Origin of the sequence: Mesobacillus boroniphilus (assembly GCF_018424685.1) — a bacterium.
Lineage (GTDB): Bacteria > Bacillota > Bacilli > Bacillales > Cytobacillaceae > Mesobacillus > Mesobacillus boroniphilus_A.
In genome coordinates this window covers 688,986-704,659 of sequence record NZ_QTKX01000002.1, presented here as the reverse complement: position 1 = coordinate 704,659, position 15,674 = coordinate 688,986, and the positions used below count along the sequence as shown (strand labels likewise).

The window sequence follows — 15,674 nt, the reverse complement described above, 5'->3', positions numbered from 1 at the left end:
AAGCTTGAGCATAAACAAAAGGGACTTGGAGCCAATGATGGCTCAAGTCCCTTGTTTTTAAACTTCCCAATCGTCCAGCGAATCCACTGTATAAGTTGGCATTTCTTTATACCCTTTCAACAGTTCCCTGGTCGTTACCCCTGTATGGACGAGGAGTGTGTCCATCCCTGCTCTCATGCCTGCGAGGATGTCGGTATCATAGTAATCCCCGACCATAAGAGTTTCCTCTTTGCCTGTACCAAGTACCTTTAAAGCCTGTTCCATAATCACAGATTCCGGCTTCCCGATAAAAATGGGATCTGTTTGCGTAGATACAGCAATTACGGAAGTCAACGAACCGTTCCCCGGCAGCAAGCCTCGTTCAGTTGGGATTGCGATATCCCCATTTGTCGAAATGAAGGTCGCCCCATTTCTTACCGCAAGGCAGCCGACAGCCAGCTTTTCATATGTAATGCCGCGGTCGATTCCTGAAACAACGAAATCAGCGTCTTCCCCGGCGAATTTCAGACCTTTTTCCTGAATCGCTGTCTGGATTCCCTCTTCGCCAATCACATATACGGTCGCATCTTGTTTTTGTTCATAAATATAGTTCGCTGTTGCCTGGCTTGTTGTGAACACTTGCTCTTCAGTCGTTGGAATATCAAAGCCGCGGAGCTTTTCCGCCACCTGTGCAGGTGTGCGCGATGAATTATTCGTAACGAACAGATATGGGATTTCAGCTTCAATCAGCCTTTTTATAAAATCAGAAGCCGCTTCTATCCGTTCTGAGCCTCGATACATTGTCCCATCCAAGTCGATTAAATACCCATTATATTTTTTCATAAATGATCACTCCTGCCTATTATCGTTCCTTATCGTTATAAAACGAATACACCCATTTTATAAAAGCAATGCAGCGAGTGCAAAGGACAAAGCTCACTTTTTGTTTAAAAGAAAAGAGACCGCAATTATAACGGTCTCTGGCATACTTACTTTTTAAAAGCGGAAACCGGCCCTAGCTCATTCGTTAGGTATTCCCTCACTTTTACCGAAAAAAGCTTCAGATGAGGAAGCTCGGACTTGAAGGTTTCAATCAAACTGACATGGTCCACTTCAGTATACTGCTGGACAAGCATCTTCCGGAACAGGACGATTTTTTTCAGTCCTCCGCTCATTTCCGGAGTGACTACTTTTTCATCATCCAAAATATCAATGATGTCCTCATAACTTCCCGGATCGCGCATGATGAAGCCATCAATCATTGCATTGCCCACATCGAGTACAGCTTCTACCATCGTATGTGCTGTCCGCTCGAGAGCTGATTTTTCCATTGGCGTTTCCCATGGTCCATTACTTTCAAAAAAGTCGATTTGCCTGTCTAAAAATTGCAATGTTTCTTCGATTTGATCCCTGTCGACAAAGTACATTCATTATCACCTCATAAAGATGCTAGACGGTTTTCAGTAATCCAGGACGGGCATAAAAATAACCTTGTGCCAGTTCAACCTTGTTCCGTGAGAGGACCGATGCTTCATGCTCATTTTCGATTCCTTCCGCAATGACCGTGGACCCCGCTTCCCTTGCAACAAGCAGCAGCCCTTTCAGCATTGACTCTTTCACAGAGTTCTTATCAATATTTTCGATGACAGAACGGTCGATTTTGATGACATCCGGCATGATTTCACTGATCGTATTCAAGCTGGCATATCCCGCTCCAGTATCATCAACCGCTATTTTAATTCCCATTCCTCTTAACACCTTTATATTATAGATAAAATTCTCGATTCCCTCAATCGAGTCCCTCTCGGTAATTTCTAAAGTGATCTGATTTGGCTGGATGTTGTCATATGATTGCATCATGTTTTTCAGGTCCCGGACGAATCGGGAATTCCCGAGGGTGATCGGCGTAAAGTTGATAAAGATATCATCCAGGCAGCCAGTTGAAGTGATTTGGTCCAGCGTTTTTCTCAATACGATCATTTCTAGGTCATAGAGCGTATTCGTCTGCCGTGCAACAGAGAAAAGCTGCAATGGGCTCTCAAGTGCAGTTCCCTCCGGTCCTCTGGTCAGCATCTCCCACGCCCGGATTTCCTTAGTCGCAACGTCTATGATAGGCTGCGCTAAAAGCTTGATATTTTGCTGCGCGATAATTCTTTTCATTTCATAAACCATTTCATTAAATTCGGTTTGGATTCGTTTTTCAGCCATCGCAAAGGCTTGCTGGTGTGCCTTTAATACAGCACCGTGAACAGAGCCCACCGATTTATCAATAAAAATAAAACCTGTATCAAAGATAGGCTGGACAGTAGGATACTCATGAAAAATCCTACTCTCCGCTTCCCTGAGGATTTTTTTCATTTTCGCATCAATTTCAGAAATACAGTACCTATTATGGTCAATCCGCATAAACAGGCTCAGACTGTCGCTATAGTAATCATGCAGGACAATCATGTCCTCTTTGTCGATTTCTTTTTCAATAACGATTTTGAAATGCCGTTTCAAAGCCTTATGAAACTTCCAGCTCTCCTCACCAAGCTGCGAAGCAAGCTCCTGGTGATTCTTAATTGTGTATGCAATAACAGCAACTTCAAAGCCACTGTTGAAAGCTTTCTTCACCCCTGAGACAACAGGGTTTCGCAAAATGAACTGAGGAGGGTAATAACGAATTGATGAATGCGGCAACATTATTTTTCCCCAACCAAGCAGGTTGTATAAAATGCTAGTAACACGGCGGGCCATAGGTTTCAATCCTCTCAGACGATGACTAGAACTTTTTCTTAATTGTACCATATTTAGCTAAAATAGACCTTTTTTCCTAGATAGTTATTTCGAAATATTTTTACTCTTTTTTATGGTGGGAATGTGGAGAAGGGGGTTGGAATGTATTATTTATCGATTTGGAGAGGTGGGCATAGTTTTTTGTTTAGAAGTCTGCGTGATTCTAGCTTTATTTTGACAGGTTTGATCACATCTACTTCAAACCTGTCTTAATAATGGAGTTATCTTGACAGCTTTTCCTGTTTGACCTTCAAACCTGTCACAATTCCGGCTTTATTTTGACAGTTTTTCCTGCTTCTCCTTCAAACCTGTCTTAATTCCCGCTTTATTTTGACAGCTTTTCTTCCTTCTCCTTCAAACCTGTCATAATTACGAGGTTTTCTTGACAGCTTTTCTACTTCTCCTCCAAACCTGTCATAATTACGAGGTTTTCTTGACAGCTTTTTCTACTTCTCCTCCAAACCTGTCATAATTACGAGGTTTTCTTGACAGCTTTTCTACTTCTCCTCCAAACCTGTCATAATTATGAGGTTTTCTTGACAGCTTTTCTCGCTTCTCCTCCAAACCTGTCATAATTATGAGGTTTTCTTGACAGCTTTTCTCGCTTCTCCTCCAAACCTGTCATAATTATGAGGTTTTCTTGACAGCTTTTTCTACTTCTCCTCCAAACCTGTCATAATTACGAGGTTTTCTTGACAGCTTTTTCTATTTCTACTCCAAACCTGTCATAATTACGGATTTATTAAGACAGCTTTTCCTCTTTCTTGACCAAAGCTGTCCGAACTTGATGCTGCTTCTGACAGCTTTCCCTCTTTCTCGAACAAACCTGTCCGAACTTGATGCTGCTTCTGACAGCTTTCCCTCTCCTCCGACAAAACTGTCTTAATATGGTGCTTGATCTTATTGAGTCTTACAACGCCTTTTTTCAAACCATAAAAAATCCATGAAAAATTCAGAAATGATTGTTTTTCTGGTAAGATTGATGATGAGTGAGAATGCTGTCGAAAATGGAGGAGAAACATTTGGAACGCGAATTGGCACTTGAAATCGTCAGAGTTACGGAGGCTGCCGCGCTGGCATCTGCCCAGTGGATGGGACGCGGCAAGAAAAATGAAGCGGATGATGCAGCAACAACTGCAATGCGCAAGATGTTCGATTCAGTCAATATGGATGGGATTGTCGTTATTGGTGAAGGGGAATTGGATGAGGCTCCGATGCTTTATATAGGAGAAAGGCTTGGCACAAAAATGGGTCCTAAAGTTGATATCGCGGTTGACCCGCTGGAAGGGACGAATATTGTCGCCAAGGGACATAATAATGCAATGGCCGTCATTGCGGTCGCCGACAAAGGCACCCTTCTTCATGCACCTGACATGTACATGCAAAAAATCGCTGTTGGCAAAAACGCCGCTGGCAAAATCAATCTTGATGATCCAATTGAGAAGACGATAGAAATCGTTGCAGAAGCCAACAATAAACGAATCCAGGATTTAACCGTCATCATTCAGGAACGTGACCGCCACGATGATCTGATTGAGCGTGTAAGGCTAAAAGGTGCCAGAGTAAAGCTGTTCGGCGATGGTGACGTAGGTGCGTCGATTGCGACTGCCCTGCCACATACAGGTGTTGATCTTTTCGTGGGAACAGGCGGTGCACCAGAGGGAGTCATTTCGGCTGCAGCCATTAAAGCTCTGGGCGGCGATATGCAAGCAAGGCTCGTACCGCAGACGTTAGAGGAAGAAGAGCGCTGCATTGCAATGGGCTTGAAGGATCCAAGACAATTGCTGATGCTCACTGACCTTGTTTCTGGGGACGATGCGATTTTTGCCGCGACTGGGGTTTCGAGTGGTGAATTGCTTGACGGAGTCCGTTTCCTCGGCGGAGACCTTGTAGAAACACATTCAATTGTCATGCGTTCAAAAACCAAAACTGTCCGTTACATCACAGCACACCATCACCTTGAGCACAAGCCGCATCTTGTGATGGTATAGAATAGATACATACATTTTAGGAGGATCACGATGACCGATCAATTTTTTTTATACGATGAAGCCGAAGAAACAAAAACGCGTTATGTAAGCTTTGTAGGTGATAACCAGCGCTTTGACCTGGCCATCTTGCAAACTAGCCGTTATTATGGAAAGAGTATCGTGATGGATATCCAGGGAAGCCGATTCGCCATCCTCGGCCAGGATGATCTTGATGAAGAAGGTTATCTTGAATTTGCCTACAACCTTTCTGAAGAAGACGCGGAAGAACTTCGCTCATTCCTGCGACCGATTCTTTAAATCTGGAACGAACTGTTTGTTTGATTTGTCTTTACTAAGAAATACTAAAAGGACAACAAGCAAAAGAAGGTGAGTTCATGAGTAAGGAAGACAGTGAGAAATACTCTGATTTTTCAAATGTAGAAGCGCAAAAAAACTATATATCGGCTGAAGATTATCCTGAGGGTCCCTATGGCTCTCCGTTCAGGAAAGATGAACCAGTAGAAGGCAAGAGCACTCCTTGGCGTGAGGGACAGCGATCATACAGCAACTTCAACTACGAGTTCAAGTCCCTTCATCAAGGAACACCGCGTAAAGAAGCGGGTGCCCACCCAACCCATGATGACCCGAGTGAAAGTGAACAGCCGCCGTATAGTGATTTATAAGTATGAAGAATGCTCCTTGCAGTTGCTCGGAGCATTTCTTCATGTTCGGAACATTTTTCCTGACTCTCTTCCAGACAAAAACAGACCTGGATCAATTTCATCCAGGTCTGTTTTTTTAGTATTATCCTTGTTTTGCTACTTTCTTAGCGACAAAATAAGCACAGCCAAAATTGCAATACTCATATAAGTACTCGCTGACGGTACTGATTTTCGTATCGAAAGTTGACTTCTGGTTTTGATCATCGAAAAAGCCTCTTAACCGTAGCTGTCCATATCCCCAGTCGCCAACAATATAGTCATATTTCGTTAAAATCTCGCTGTATCTGGCGCGAAAGGCTTCCTCATTAAAGCCATCCCTGTTTTCGTCCACAATTTCATAGCATAGATTATTGATGCAAATCATCGGTAGGTCCACCTCTTTTTCCGTAACGTCTGAATAGTTCTCTGTCTATTGGCAAGCCTTAGCGCTTGCACTTTTCTTAATTATAACTTATTCCCCATCAATTACTAAGCAAAAAAAATAATTTCAAAGCCATTCTAATGATTAGGGGGTGTTTTAATTGAAAAAAGCAATAATGGCTCTTGGCATTTGCGGAACAGTTGCTTTGACTGGCTGCGCGGCAGCAGATAATAATGCCTCACCTGGAGATCGTGATGGCAGGACTGGTATTTACCAGCAGAGCGGGAATACATTGAATGTCAATGACCAGCGTCCAGACTTATACAACGAAGATGGACGAAAAGGATTCAAGGATAGAAGCGAGGACTTCGGTTATGTGCGCCATCAGAAAACAGGTGTAATGGGCGCGGACAATATGGAGAATGCATATCAATCAATCGACCGCGAGCAAATTGCGGACATGATTGGCAGGTTTAGTTTGATGGCACAGAATGTAGATGATGTTTCTACACTCGTGACTGATGAAGAAGTGCTGATTGTATATGAAACAGACTCTGAAAACCGCGACCAGACCGCGGACCAGGTGAAACGAATGGCGATGTCAGTGGTTCCGCGTTGGTTCCATGTTTACGTTTCAGACGATACAAGCCTGCGCAATGAAGTTGAGAACTTTGCCTCACTCGATACAGATAGCAGGGATGTTGATGAGTTAATTGATGGAGTCGTCAAACAAATGCTTAAATCTCCTCAAGGCCGTGACATGAGCACTGGTGAAAATGCGAATGGTGAAGCCAAGGGCGAATTGAACGAAGAAACGGACAAAGACGATATTTCTACTCAAATGAAACAGGGCAAATAACATAAAAGAGTTCAGCATATGATTGCTGAACTCTTCTTTAAATTACGCCTGCTTGGCTTCCTGCTCTGCAAGCTGTTGTTTATGTTTTGCTGCTGAATTAACCTGCTCATCTGCATGATAGGATGAACGAACAAGAGGACCTGCTTCGCAATGGCTGAAGCCTTTTTCAAGCGCGATTTCCCTGAGCTCGGCAAACTCATCTGGATGGTAGTATTTTTGAACCTCAAGATGCTTTTTGGATGGCTGTAAATACTGTCCCAGCGTAAGGATGTCCACATTGTTTGCACGTAAATCATCCATTGCTTCAATCAATTCTTCATTCGTTTCACCTAATCCAACCATGATGCTGGATTTCGTCGGGATATCCGGCTGCATTTCCTTCGCACGGCGCAGGAACTCAAGTGAACGCTCATAAGTAGCACGAGCACGAATTCTTGGCGTCAAACGCTTAACAGTTTCTATGTTGTGGTTCAGGATATCTGGACGGGCATCCATCAATGCTTGGAGATTTTCCAACACACCGCCCATGTCAGATGGCAATACTTCGATAGAGGTAAACGGATTTTTCCTGCGGATCGCTCTTACCGTCTCCGCAAAAACAGCTGCTCCCCCATCCTTCAGGTCATCGCGGGCAACGGCAGTTACGACGACGTGCTTCAGGTTCATAAGTGTCACTGAATCAGCCACTCTTTCTGGTTCCTGCCAGTCAAGCTCAGTCGGTAGACCAGTTTTAACCGCACAAAAACGGCATGCACGCGTACATACATCCCCAAGGATCATGAAGGTAGCGGTCCTTCTTACTGCCCAGCACTCATGGATGTTCGGGCATTTGGCTTCTTCACAAACAGTATGTAAGTTTTTCTCGCGCATCATCTTTTTCAAGCCAGTATAGTTTTCATTCGTATTTAACTTTATTTTCAGCCAATCAGGCTTTCTCTGTACCTCTTTTTTGCTCATTATTTTCACTCCATTCCTGCTGCATTACATCAAGAACACCATGTAAAAATCAAGGCCGGTATACAGCTTCTGATGTCACTTTACCACAACGAAAAAATATCGACAAGTACGATAAACTTGGGATTACCATTATTTGATATTTATGAAAAATCCCCATCATCGCAAACTATAACAAGAAAAGCGTAAGCGCCTTGGTCAGCCTCGACAAGCGATGGAGGGCCTGACAGTGATGTCGCTCTTTGATTTCATTGGCAGGACCGAAGCGTCTCGAGGAGTTAGGAGCCGTAGCTAGACAAATGACTCGAGCTGCTCAAAGCTAACGCTTCTCGCAAGATAATCGAGGAGCGAACTCAGTGACGAAAACTGGTTAGGCGCTGGAGCTAGACAAAGAAAAGCGCATAGCCGATTTTCCCAAAAAAGTACGCTGGCGCTGGAAAATAAAGGAGTCATAATTTGAAGGGAGGATTACGGTGAAATTCCTTAAAGCAGTTATTGTTCTTTTTTTACTATGCCCTGTCCTTTCTGTGGATCAAGCATCTGCAGCAGAGCAGGACGAAGATGTTTATAAAAAAAGAATGGAACTCTATACCAAAGTAGAAGCTGTTACCCAGATTCCCTGGTATTATATTGCCGCGGTGGATCAGTATGAGCGGAATGTCCGCCAGGCACGAAAGGATTTACCCAAGGCAGAAGGGATTGCCGGGGTTTATTTTAAACCCGAAGAGTGGGCTGGACTTCTGAATCCTAATCTTGAGGATAATAATCCTGTCTCCATTCAATTTTTCAATGGGATTGGATTCGACGGGAACGGGGACGGCAAAGCGAGCCTGAAGGACGATGAAGATGTGCTGCAGGCATTTGCCCAGTACCTCTTAACTTACGGGACAGACCATGAGAATATAAAAATTGGCCTTTGGAATTACTATAAGCGTGATAAAACAGTTGGTATCATAATTGGCAAAGCGATGATTTACAGACATTTCGGACGTCTAGACCTTGATACTCATGTCTTTCCTATGCCACTAAGAAGCAACCACAGCTATAACAATACGTGGGGTGACGCCCGAGGCTGGGGCGGCAGACGGATTCATGAAGGAACAGATATTTTTGCTGGCTATGGAGTGCCTGTACGTGCGACAGGATACGGAATCGTTGAAATGAAGGGGTGGAACAAGTATGGCGGATGGCGTGTGGGCATTCGTGACATCAATAACACCTATCACTATTTCGCGCACTTGAGTGGCTTCTCCAAGGACCTTAAAGTAGGACAAATCGTCGAGCCTGGCACTGTGATTGGCGGTGTTGGAAGCTCTGGGTATGGCCCACCGGGAACAAGCGGAAAGTTTCCTCCTCACTTGCATTACGGAATGTATAAGGATAATGGCTATACGGAATGGTCATTTGATCCGTACCCTCACTTGAAATTATGGGCAAGACAAGAAAGAGCCAGGTTGAAAAAAAAATAAAGTAAAAAGGCCAACCTCAACAGGTTGGCCCTACTATTTTATGAACGTGCTTTCCTTACAGCATATATGACACTCGCTGCAAGTCCTCCCCAGATAATCACCATACCTACAACCATCATTACTACTGCACTAAGGTCCATTATTTAGAAACCCCCTTGTCTTGTGGAATTTCATAAAGTGAGTTATCCCATTTCTTTGCGTTAGTGAACACGAATCCGGCTACAATCGCACCGATTGCCACTAGCCATCCAGAGTAAACATTAAACATCACCGGGTAGCCGCCGTAGCTTGTTTTGATATCTGTAATGATATTCATTACCATCATGACGCCAAGTACCAAAGGCGTGACATATTTAAGTGAAATATTCCACCAGCTTCCCAGGCGGATGTCAGAGACACCATCAGCATGTGCACGAAGGCTGTCAAGTTCCTTGGCAACCCAGGCAATGAATACCACCTGGACAAGTCCAGCAAGAGCTACACCATAGTTGTTGATAAAAGCATCAGCTGAATCAAGGAAATTCAATCCTCCCTGAGTCGCAAACAGGATTGAAATCAAAGAAGATAGACCGCCGCCGATTAGGACAGCTTTTGTACGGGAAACATTGAATTTGTCCTGGACACCCGCTACATAAGTCTCAACGATTGAAATCAATGAAGACAGTCCAGCAAGCGTCAAGCTGACGAAGAATAGTACTCCGAATGCCGCGCTGAATGCAGGCAGTTCATTAATGATTTGCGGGAATACCGCGAATGCAAGGATAACACCTTTGCTTACTACTTCGTTAACTGGTTGACCTGATTGCATTGCCATGAAGCCCAATGCAGCAAATACCCCGATACCAGCCAGCAACTCAAAGGAAGAGTTAGCAAACGCTGTAATGAATGCATTATTTGTGATATCAGATTTTTTCGGAAGATAACTTGAATAAGTGATCATGATTGCAAAAGCAATTGATAAACTGAAGAAAATTTGTCCATACGCCGCAACCCAAACTTTACCATTCAGGATTTGGCTCCAATCTGGTTTAAAGAATGCATTTACGCCATCAATAGCTCCATCTAGAGTTAAAGCGCGAACTACGATCACAAAGAATAAAATGACGAGTGCCGGAATAAAAATTTTGTTCGCAACTTCGATCCCTTTCTTTACTCCCTTGAGCAAAATACCAAGAGTGATGACCCATACAATGACCAAAGGAAGGAATACACCAGGTACGATACTTCCAACCTGACCAGCGTCAACTACTTTTAAATAATCACCGACTAGGAATGTCAGAGGGTCGTCTCCCCACTGTTTGCTTAGCGAGAAATAGGCGTAAGACATCGCCCAGGCAATGATGACTGCATAATAGGTTGAGATCACGAAGGAAACAGCAACCTGCCACCAGCCAATCCATTCAGATTTTTTATTAAATCTTGCAAAGCTTAACGGTGCAGAACCACGATACTTATGGCCTAGTGTAAACTCTAATATCAGAATTGGAATACCTGCTGTCAAGAGCGCGAACAAGTATGGGAAGAAAAATGCTCCCCCTCCATTCTCATAGGCTACTCCTGGAAAGCGCCAAATATTTCCCAACCCGACTGCCGATCCTACCGCGGCAAGAATGAATCCTGCTCTCGTTCCCCACTGTGGACGATTTTCCATTTTTAGTCCCCCTTGCCTTCTAATCATCTGGAAAATGTTGATAATTAGAAAGTTTTATATTTTCAGATTATTTAGTCTAGGAATAGTATAGCTAGTTTTTAATTGCTTGTCAAAATATTATTTTAGTCATAATAAAAATATTCCTAAAAAAATTTTCCCAACTATACGGTACTCCCTATTAAATGGGATTCTATTACCACTTTTTTAAAAATATGAAAAAAGCTGTCTGAAAGTCAGACAGCCTTAACATTATTCTGCAAGATTTTCTTTTAATACTTCTTCCTGAGTTGTCTTGCTTCCGAATATGAAAGCAAAAGCAGCAAGCAGGATTGCCACCACCGCAAGAGCTGTCAGAGTGCTTCCGGTGAATCCGATGATCAGGAATCCAACAGAAGAAATCGCAGCGGAAATCAGAGCGTATGGCAACTGAGTCATGACATGGTCTAAGTGGTGTGAGCCAGCGCCAGTTGATGAAAGGATCGTAGTATCGGATATTGGTGAACAATGGTCACCAAAAACCGCGCCCGCCAATACTGCTGCTAATGCTGGCAGCATGATGGTTATATCAGCTGCAGCAGCGATATCACCTGCAATCGGAAGCAGTATGCCGAATGATCCCCATGAAGTTCCTGTTGAGAAAGCCATGATTCCAGCTACGAGGAATAGCAGGAACGGCAGGAATGAGATATTGATATTAGAACTTTCAACAATACCAGCAAGATACTTTCCAGTTTCAAGTCTTCCAATCAAGTCAACAATGACCCATGCGAAGATCAGGATATAGATAGCTGGGAGCATTGATTTAATGCCCTCAACAATTCCTTTTCCAAAAACATTGGCATTAACGCCTTTTAAAACAACTGCCTGCCTTACAAAAAGAATCAGCGCTACAGCAAGGCCAAGCAATCCGCCAGTAACAAGAGACTTAGTTACATCTGTATTTTCAAAGATACCGAAAATGGTTACTTCTCCTTCAACAGCACTTGCGCCTGTCCAAAGCATCATGCCAACCGTTCCAGCGACAAGGGCAACAATCGGCCATACAAGGTCTCCAACGGTCCCTTTTGTACTTGTAGGAAGGTCATCCTTCAGTTCTCCCGGTACAGGCTTGTCCTGAGGAACAACAATTCCTTCTGTGATCGCACGTTCTTCATGCTTTTTCATCGGCCCAATTTCGATGTTTCGCAGAGATACGATAAAGACCATTGCTAATGCTGCAAGTGCGTAGAAATTCATTGGCACAATTTGCATGAATCCTGAGAACGCACTATATTCATTTACACCGTGTGCAGCAAGAATTGTACCAATTAATGCGATGATATAGGCACCCCAGCTGGAAATCGGTGAAATAACACACATAGGTGCTGAAGTTGAATCGATAATATATGCTAGTTTTGCACGCGAAACCTTTTGTCGGTCTGTGATCGGACGTGTAATTTGGCCGACTGCCAGAGCATTGAAATAATCATCAATGAAAATAATAACTCCTAAAAATGCACCAACAAGCTGTGCTCCGACTCTTGTTTTTACGCGCTTCATCGCCCATTCGCCAAACGCACGGCTTCCGCCAGAAATGGAAATGAATGCTGTGATTGTACCCAATAATAATAAGAATAGGATAATGTACAGGCTATATGTGTTCAGTTCTCCATCTGCGACGACAATGCCCTTGGCCGCGTCCCACATAATAGCAAATGTTTCTGCGATATTAAATCCAGCAAGCAAAAAAGCCGCTGCGACGATGCCTGTCCCCAATGACAACAGCACTCGCCTTGTGATTACTACCATTAAGATTGCCACTAATGGCGGCAGCAATGAAAAAATTGTGTTCTCCATTATTTCTTTCTCCTCCTTGTTTTTGACAGGGGGAAACTTTTACATGACAAGAGTTTAGTTGCTTTTTTAAAAATAAATAAAAAAGGGCAACGATAGAGAACATTCTATCGCTGCCCTTAATAAGCAACTAGTGTCTCCATCACGATCTGTAGCTCCCCATTATGGATATACCTCCATAATGACAGTGATACTCTTGTTCAAAGTATCCCCAGCAATAAAAAATGTGACTCATTTATTATTGCTTCGGCAAAATTCCCTTTCAGCTGCGATCAATGTTGTCATCCTCACACAGCTTAATCTTGAACCCTGCGCCTCTACCCCATCGGAATGATGTGGTTTATTATTCAATTGATTTTATAATATAACAATATCGCTAACTTGACAACTGTTATTATTGACCAGGCTGGCCAGGAAGTTGAATCGCAGGTGGTATGACCCCACCGCCGCCGCCATTATAAAATTGCGGTACCTTTCCAGGGTAGTAGAAGCTGCCAATCGGAATATTTTCCTGCACAGTCGCAATTTCGGTCGCGAAAGGAATAATAATCTGCACATTGACTTTTACCCTGACCGAAACATTGATCAGCGTATTGTTGATTCCGTGTTCTTCTGTATCCCAGACAACATCCGCTGTCACATCGCCGATGGCATTGAATTTCACTGGAACTCTCGGGCCCATATTACCTAGAAGTGCATTATTGGTGGCCTGGCCCAATGGGACGTAATAGATTATTCCTGCTTCCCTGTCCTCTTCATCTGTAACCAGTTCTACATCTGAAAGCATTTCTAGCGAGGTGAGATTCCCTCTTTCAGCTTCTTTAAGGTTCATTTGCACAATGTTTGTCGTTTCTGCTTTTACCCTATTGATGATTTCAGTATTGAATTTCACTACAGTGGTCGTTCCGCCATCCACAGGAACAAACTCTATGACTTTATCAGTATCCATACCACTGACGATTTTTTTATTGATGGCCTTGTTGATCACCAGGGTCGCAATCTTCCTTGTCTGGGATGTTGCGTATTTCATCAAAGTTGGCTCGAGCCCTTTATCTATGATCCAGAGTCCTGCTGCTGTTGAAAAGGAAAAAAAGACGAATGTCAGCAGGAATACATACCTGAAAGGCAAAGGTCCTTTCCGAGGCAGCCGCCGGCCGAATTTTGCCAAAACAAATCCCCCCTCTAAAGCTATATGTATGCTTCAAAGGGGGGAACTAGCCTAAAAACTATAAGCTCTTTTCATAAACTTTGTCTTTATGGATTTTTATCACTATGGCTTAAGCACGAAAATCAATAACTGTTGGCGTACTCATATTTAATGATTGTATCGCAGCTGACAATCATCAATGATAGATTCGACTTCAGATCAAGATGATACGGTTCCACTCTCTGGTCCTGGTCTTCGAGTATCCGGACAACTGGCCGCTCACTCAAGCCTGGATTCTGAGCAGCGACAACTCCCTTTCGTCCATCGCTTAAAATAACGGTAAGGCCGACTGGATAAATCGCAACCGCTTTTCGGAAGGCGTCGACTACCTTTGAATCAAACAGGCTCCCTGAGCCCGAGTAAAGAATTTCAAGACCTTCATGCGGCAGCATGGCCGGTCTGTAAACACGATTCGAAGTAACGGCATCGAACACATCAGCCACACCAAGTATCTTGCCGAATAAGTGGATTTCATCACCCTTCAATCCACGTGGATACCCTGCACCATTCAATCGTTCGTGATGCTGGTATGCACAATGAGCCACAATCAGCGGAACGGTCGGGATATTCCTGAGAAGCTGGAAGCCGTCCTCAGCGTGAGCCTTGATGATTTGGAATTCTTCCGCAGTCAGCTTGCCTGGCTTTGATAATATTTCTTCTGGGACCATCATTTTTCCAACATCATGTAAAATCGCACCAAGCCCCAGCTGTTCCAGTTCCTTTGGCGGCAGCTTCATTTCTATTCCAATCGCAAGAGCGTAGAGTGTTACATTTAAAGAATGCGAAAAGATATAGTCGTCATGAAGGAATACATCCGAAAGCAAGTTCAGAAGTTCCTTGCTACCTTGCAGTTCCTCCAGTAAATCAGCAATCAACCTCTTAAATTTCCTCGCCGATTTTTCCAGTACAAAGGTTTGCGAAATTTTTGAATCCAGCTGGATTTGCTTGAATGTATCTCCAATCGTCATGATTGCATTGATGCGCAATTCATCCCGTATTGAATTTTCCACGATGATATCATCGGTATCAGGGTCTTTAATATAAATATAATCAATCCCAAACTCTTCAAGGCGTCTGAGGATCTTCAACTCGAGCCGTGCCCCTACATTCAGCAGAACTTGGCCCTTGTCATTATAGATGGCTTTTCCGAGTAAAGCCCCTTCCTCTACCGAAGTGGTGGCTACGAGTCTCATGTCAATTCCCACTTTATTTGTTAGTTGGTGGTGGCTATTTTCGCAGATAACTACCAAAAAAAGCCAAAAAACAAGAAAATTTTACTTAAAACGACAATATTTTTATATATTTTATCACAATTTTTAAAAAAATTGTGATTCCGTTTCATTTTTGAGTTGGGAAAAAAGTAGTTCAATTAATATATCGGATGACCACATTGTTTATTAACATTTGCCACAATATATTCACTAAATCACGCAAAAAAACAGCCCACTCAGGCTGTCTTTTTAATTCATGAGCAGCAAAGCTTCTTTGCCAATCATGCCTTTTATTGCACCAAGGTTCTCTGCTTCGTACGTGACGGACTCAAGCGGGGCTTCGAGCAATTCTTCAATTGTTTTCACGCCAACGGCCCTGCCAGCAATAACCTTTCTGCTCTTCAGCTTCTCATTAAGAAGAGCGACATCCAGAGCGCCGCACATAATGTATCCTTTATCTCCAGTAACAACAAGCAGGTTTGTCTTCGGCAGTTTTACAGAAATGCATAAAAATGTCCTGCCTTCTATTTCAATAGGTGACATGTCGATCATGACCACAACTCCTTCCTTCAATCCCAATAACACTCTATGAAGGAGAGAGGAAAAGCGTGATATTTTGATCAAATATTAGTTGGATTTTACCCTCTTCAGATAACAGGTATGCTGTCCAGAAAATCAAT

General features: G+C 43.3%; 16 protein-coding genes and 1 riboswitch. Of the genes, 5 read left to right on the top strand and 11 right to left on the bottom strand.

The window, feature by feature from the left end; genetic code table 11:
• Positions 1-57: 57 nt before the first annotated feature.
• The 3 genes from DYI25_RS16260 to DYI25_RS16250 all read right to left on the bottom strand — a co-directional run bounded on the left by DYI25_RS16260 (position 58) and on the right by DYI25_RS16250 (position 2,664).
• Positions 58-822 (bottom strand): TIGR01457 family HAD-type hydrolase, encoded by a 765-nt coding sequence (locus DYI25_RS16260; protein WP_213370774.1) that lies wholly within the window; start codon positions 820-822, stop codon positions 58-60.
• 146 nt (positions 823-968) lie between these two features.
• A complete protein-coding gene (locus DYI25_RS16255) occupies positions 969-1,406 on the bottom strand; it encodes a DUF86 domain-containing protein (RefSeq protein WP_213370772.1) in 438 nt (145 codons plus the stop codon).
• A 22-nt stretch (positions 1,407-1,428) separates the two neighbouring features.
• Positions 1,429-2,664 (bottom strand): EAL domain-containing protein, encoded by a 1,236-nt coding sequence (locus tag DYI25_RS16250; RefSeq protein WP_249745480.1) that lies wholly within the window; start codon positions 2,662-2,664, stop codon positions 1,429-1,431.
• A gap of 1,115 nt (positions 2,665-3,779) precedes the next feature.
• Between DYI25_RS16250 and glpX the strand changes: the two genes are divergently transcribed.
• The 3 genes from glpX (at position 3,780) to DYI25_RS16235 (ending at position 5,410) form a co-directional block, all read left to right on the top strand.
• A complete protein-coding gene (gene glpX, locus DYI25_RS16245) occupies positions 3,780-4,748 on the top strand; it encodes a class II fructose-bisphosphatase (RefSeq protein WP_213370768.1) in 969 nt (322 codons plus the stop codon).
• Between the two features lie 30 nt (positions 4,749-4,778).
• Positions 4,779-5,045, top strand: coding sequence for a DUF3055 domain-containing protein (locus DYI25_RS16240; protein WP_213370766.1), 267 nt, complete (start codon positions 4,779-4,781; stop codon positions 5,043-5,045).
• 77 nt (positions 5,046-5,122) lie between these two features.
• Positions 5,123-5,410: a cytosolic protein gene (locus tag DYI25_RS16235; protein ID WP_213370756.1), complete on the top strand. Its 288-nt coding sequence runs from the start codon at positions 5,123-5,125 to the stop codon at positions 5,408-5,410.
• A 121-nt stretch (positions 5,411-5,531) separates the two neighbouring features.
• On the opposite strand, the gene DYI25_RS16230 is transcribed toward DYI25_RS16235, so the two are convergent.
• Positions 5,532-5,813 (bottom strand): YutD family protein, encoded by a 282-nt coding sequence (locus DYI25_RS16230; protein WP_213370754.1) that lies wholly within the window; start codon positions 5,811-5,813, stop codon positions 5,532-5,534.
• Between the two features lie 157 nt (positions 5,814-5,970).
• Between DYI25_RS16230 and DYI25_RS16225 the strand changes: the two genes are divergently transcribed.
• Entirely contained in the window at positions 5,971-6,669 is a 699-nt protein-coding gene (locus DYI25_RS16225; RefSeq protein WP_213370752.1) for a YhcN/YlaJ family sporulation lipoprotein, read from the top strand.
• Positions 6,670-6,711: 42 nt separating this feature from the next.
• On the opposite strand, the gene lipA is transcribed toward DYI25_RS16225, so the two are convergent.
• Positions 6,712-7,626, bottom strand: coding sequence for a lipoyl synthase (lipA, locus tag DYI25_RS16220; RefSeq protein ID WP_249745479.1), 915 nt, complete (start codon positions 7,624-7,626; stop codon positions 6,712-6,714).
• A 470-nt stretch (positions 7,627-8,096) separates the two neighbouring features.
• On the opposite strand from lipA, the gene DYI25_RS16215 reads away from it, so the two are divergent.
• Positions 8,097-9,092 carry a M23 family metallopeptidase gene (locus DYI25_RS16215; protein ID WP_425374527.1) on the top strand — a complete coding sequence of 332 codons (996 nt, stop codon included), beginning with the start codon at positions 8,097-8,099 and terminating at the stop codon, positions 9,090-9,092.
• A 38-nt stretch (positions 9,093-9,130) separates the two neighbouring features.
• Here DYI25_RS16215 and DYI25_RS16210 read toward each other — a convergent pair whose 3' ends face one another.
• The 6 genes from DYI25_RS16210 to DYI25_RS16185 form a co-directional block, all read right to left on the bottom strand.
• Positions 9,131-9,232, bottom strand: coding sequence for a methionine/alanine import family NSS transporter small subunit (locus DYI25_RS16210; RefSeq protein WP_213370750.1), 102 nt, complete (start codon positions 9,230-9,232; stop codon positions 9,131-9,133).
• Positions 9,232-10,743 carry a sodium-dependent transporter gene (locus tag DYI25_RS16205; protein WP_213370748.1) on the bottom strand — a complete coding sequence of 504 codons (1,512 nt, stop codon included), beginning with the start codon at positions 10,741-10,743 and terminating at the stop codon, positions 9,232-9,234. The genes DYI25_RS16210 and DYI25_RS16205 overlap by 1 nt, the downstream gene beginning before the upstream one ends.
• A 249-nt stretch (positions 10,744-10,992) precedes the next feature.
• Positions 10,993-12,579, bottom strand: a complete 1,587-nt coding sequence (locus DYI25_RS16200; protein WP_213370746.1) for a Na+/H+ antiporter NhaC family protein — start codon at positions 12,577-12,579, stop codon at positions 10,993-10,995.
• Positions 12,580-12,720: 141 nt separating this feature from the next.
• A riboswitch (Lysine riboswitch) is annotated at positions 12,721-12,904 on the bottom strand.
• Positions 12,905-12,970: 66 nt separating this feature from the next.
• Entirely contained in the window at positions 12,971-13,744 is a 774-nt protein-coding gene (gene yunB / locus DYI25_RS16195) for a sporulation protein YunB (RefSeq protein ID WP_213370744.1), read from the bottom strand.
• Positions 13,745-13,866: 122 nt separating this feature from the next.
• Positions 13,867-14,976, bottom strand: coding sequence for an HD-GYP domain-containing protein (locus DYI25_RS16190; protein ID WP_213370742.1), 1,110 nt, complete (start codon positions 14,974-14,976; stop codon positions 13,867-13,869).
• Positions 14,977-15,243: 267 nt separating this feature from the next.
• Positions 15,244-15,546, bottom strand: a complete 303-nt coding sequence (locus DYI25_RS16185) for a YunC family protein (RefSeq protein WP_213370740.1) — start codon at positions 15,544-15,546, stop codon at positions 15,244-15,246.
• Between the last annotated feature and the right edge of the window lie 128 nt (positions 15,547-15,674).

Excerpts from the sequence above, each read along its gene's own strand:
- DYI25_RS16205 (WP_213370748.1), bottom strand. The coding sequence starts at position 10,743 with ATGGAAAATCGTCCACAGTGGGGAACGAGAGCAGGATTCATTCTTGCC.
- lipA (WP_249745479.1), bottom strand. The coding sequence starts at position 7,626 with ATGAGCAAAAAAGAGGTACAGAGAAAGCCTGATTGGCTGAAAATAAAG.
- DYI25_RS16255 (WP_213370772.1), bottom strand. The coding sequence starts at position 1,406 with ATGTACTTTGTCGACAGGGATCAAATCGAAGAAACATTGCAATTTTTA.
- DYI25_RS16200 (WP_213370746.1), bottom strand. The coding sequence starts at position 12,579 with ATGGAGAACACAATTTTTTCATTGCTGCCGCCATTAGTGGCAATCTTA.
- DYI25_RS16260 (WP_213370774.1), bottom strand. The coding sequence starts at position 822 with ATGAAAAAATATAATGGGTATTTAATCGACTTGGATGGGACAATGTAT.
- DYI25_RS16210 (WP_213370750.1), bottom strand. The coding sequence starts at position 9,232 with ATGGACCTTAGTGCAGTAGTAATGATGGTTGTAGGTATGGTGATTATC.
- DYI25_RS16240 (WP_213370766.1), top strand. The coding sequence starts at position 4,779 with ATGACCGATCAATTTTTTTTATACGATGAAGCCGAAGAAACAAAAACG.
- DYI25_RS16230 (WP_213370754.1), bottom strand. The coding sequence starts at position 5,813 with ATGATTTGCATCAATAATCTATGCTATGAAATTGTGGACGAAAACAGG.
- DYI25_RS16250 (WP_249745480.1), bottom strand. The coding sequence starts at position 2,664 with ATGTTGCCGCATTCATCAATTCGTTATTACCCTCCTCAGTTCATTTTG.
- DYI25_RS16185 (WP_213370740.1), bottom strand. The coding sequence starts at position 15,546 with ATGATCGACATGTCACCTATTGAAATAGAAGGCAGGACATTTTTATGC.
- DYI25_RS16190 (WP_213370742.1), bottom strand. The coding sequence starts at position 14,976 with ATGAGACTCGTAGCCACCACTTCGGTAGAGGAAGGGGCTTTACTCGGA.
- DYI25_RS16235 (WP_213370756.1), top strand. The coding sequence starts at position 5,123 with ATGAGTAAGGAAGACAGTGAGAAATACTCTGATTTTTCAAATGTAGAA.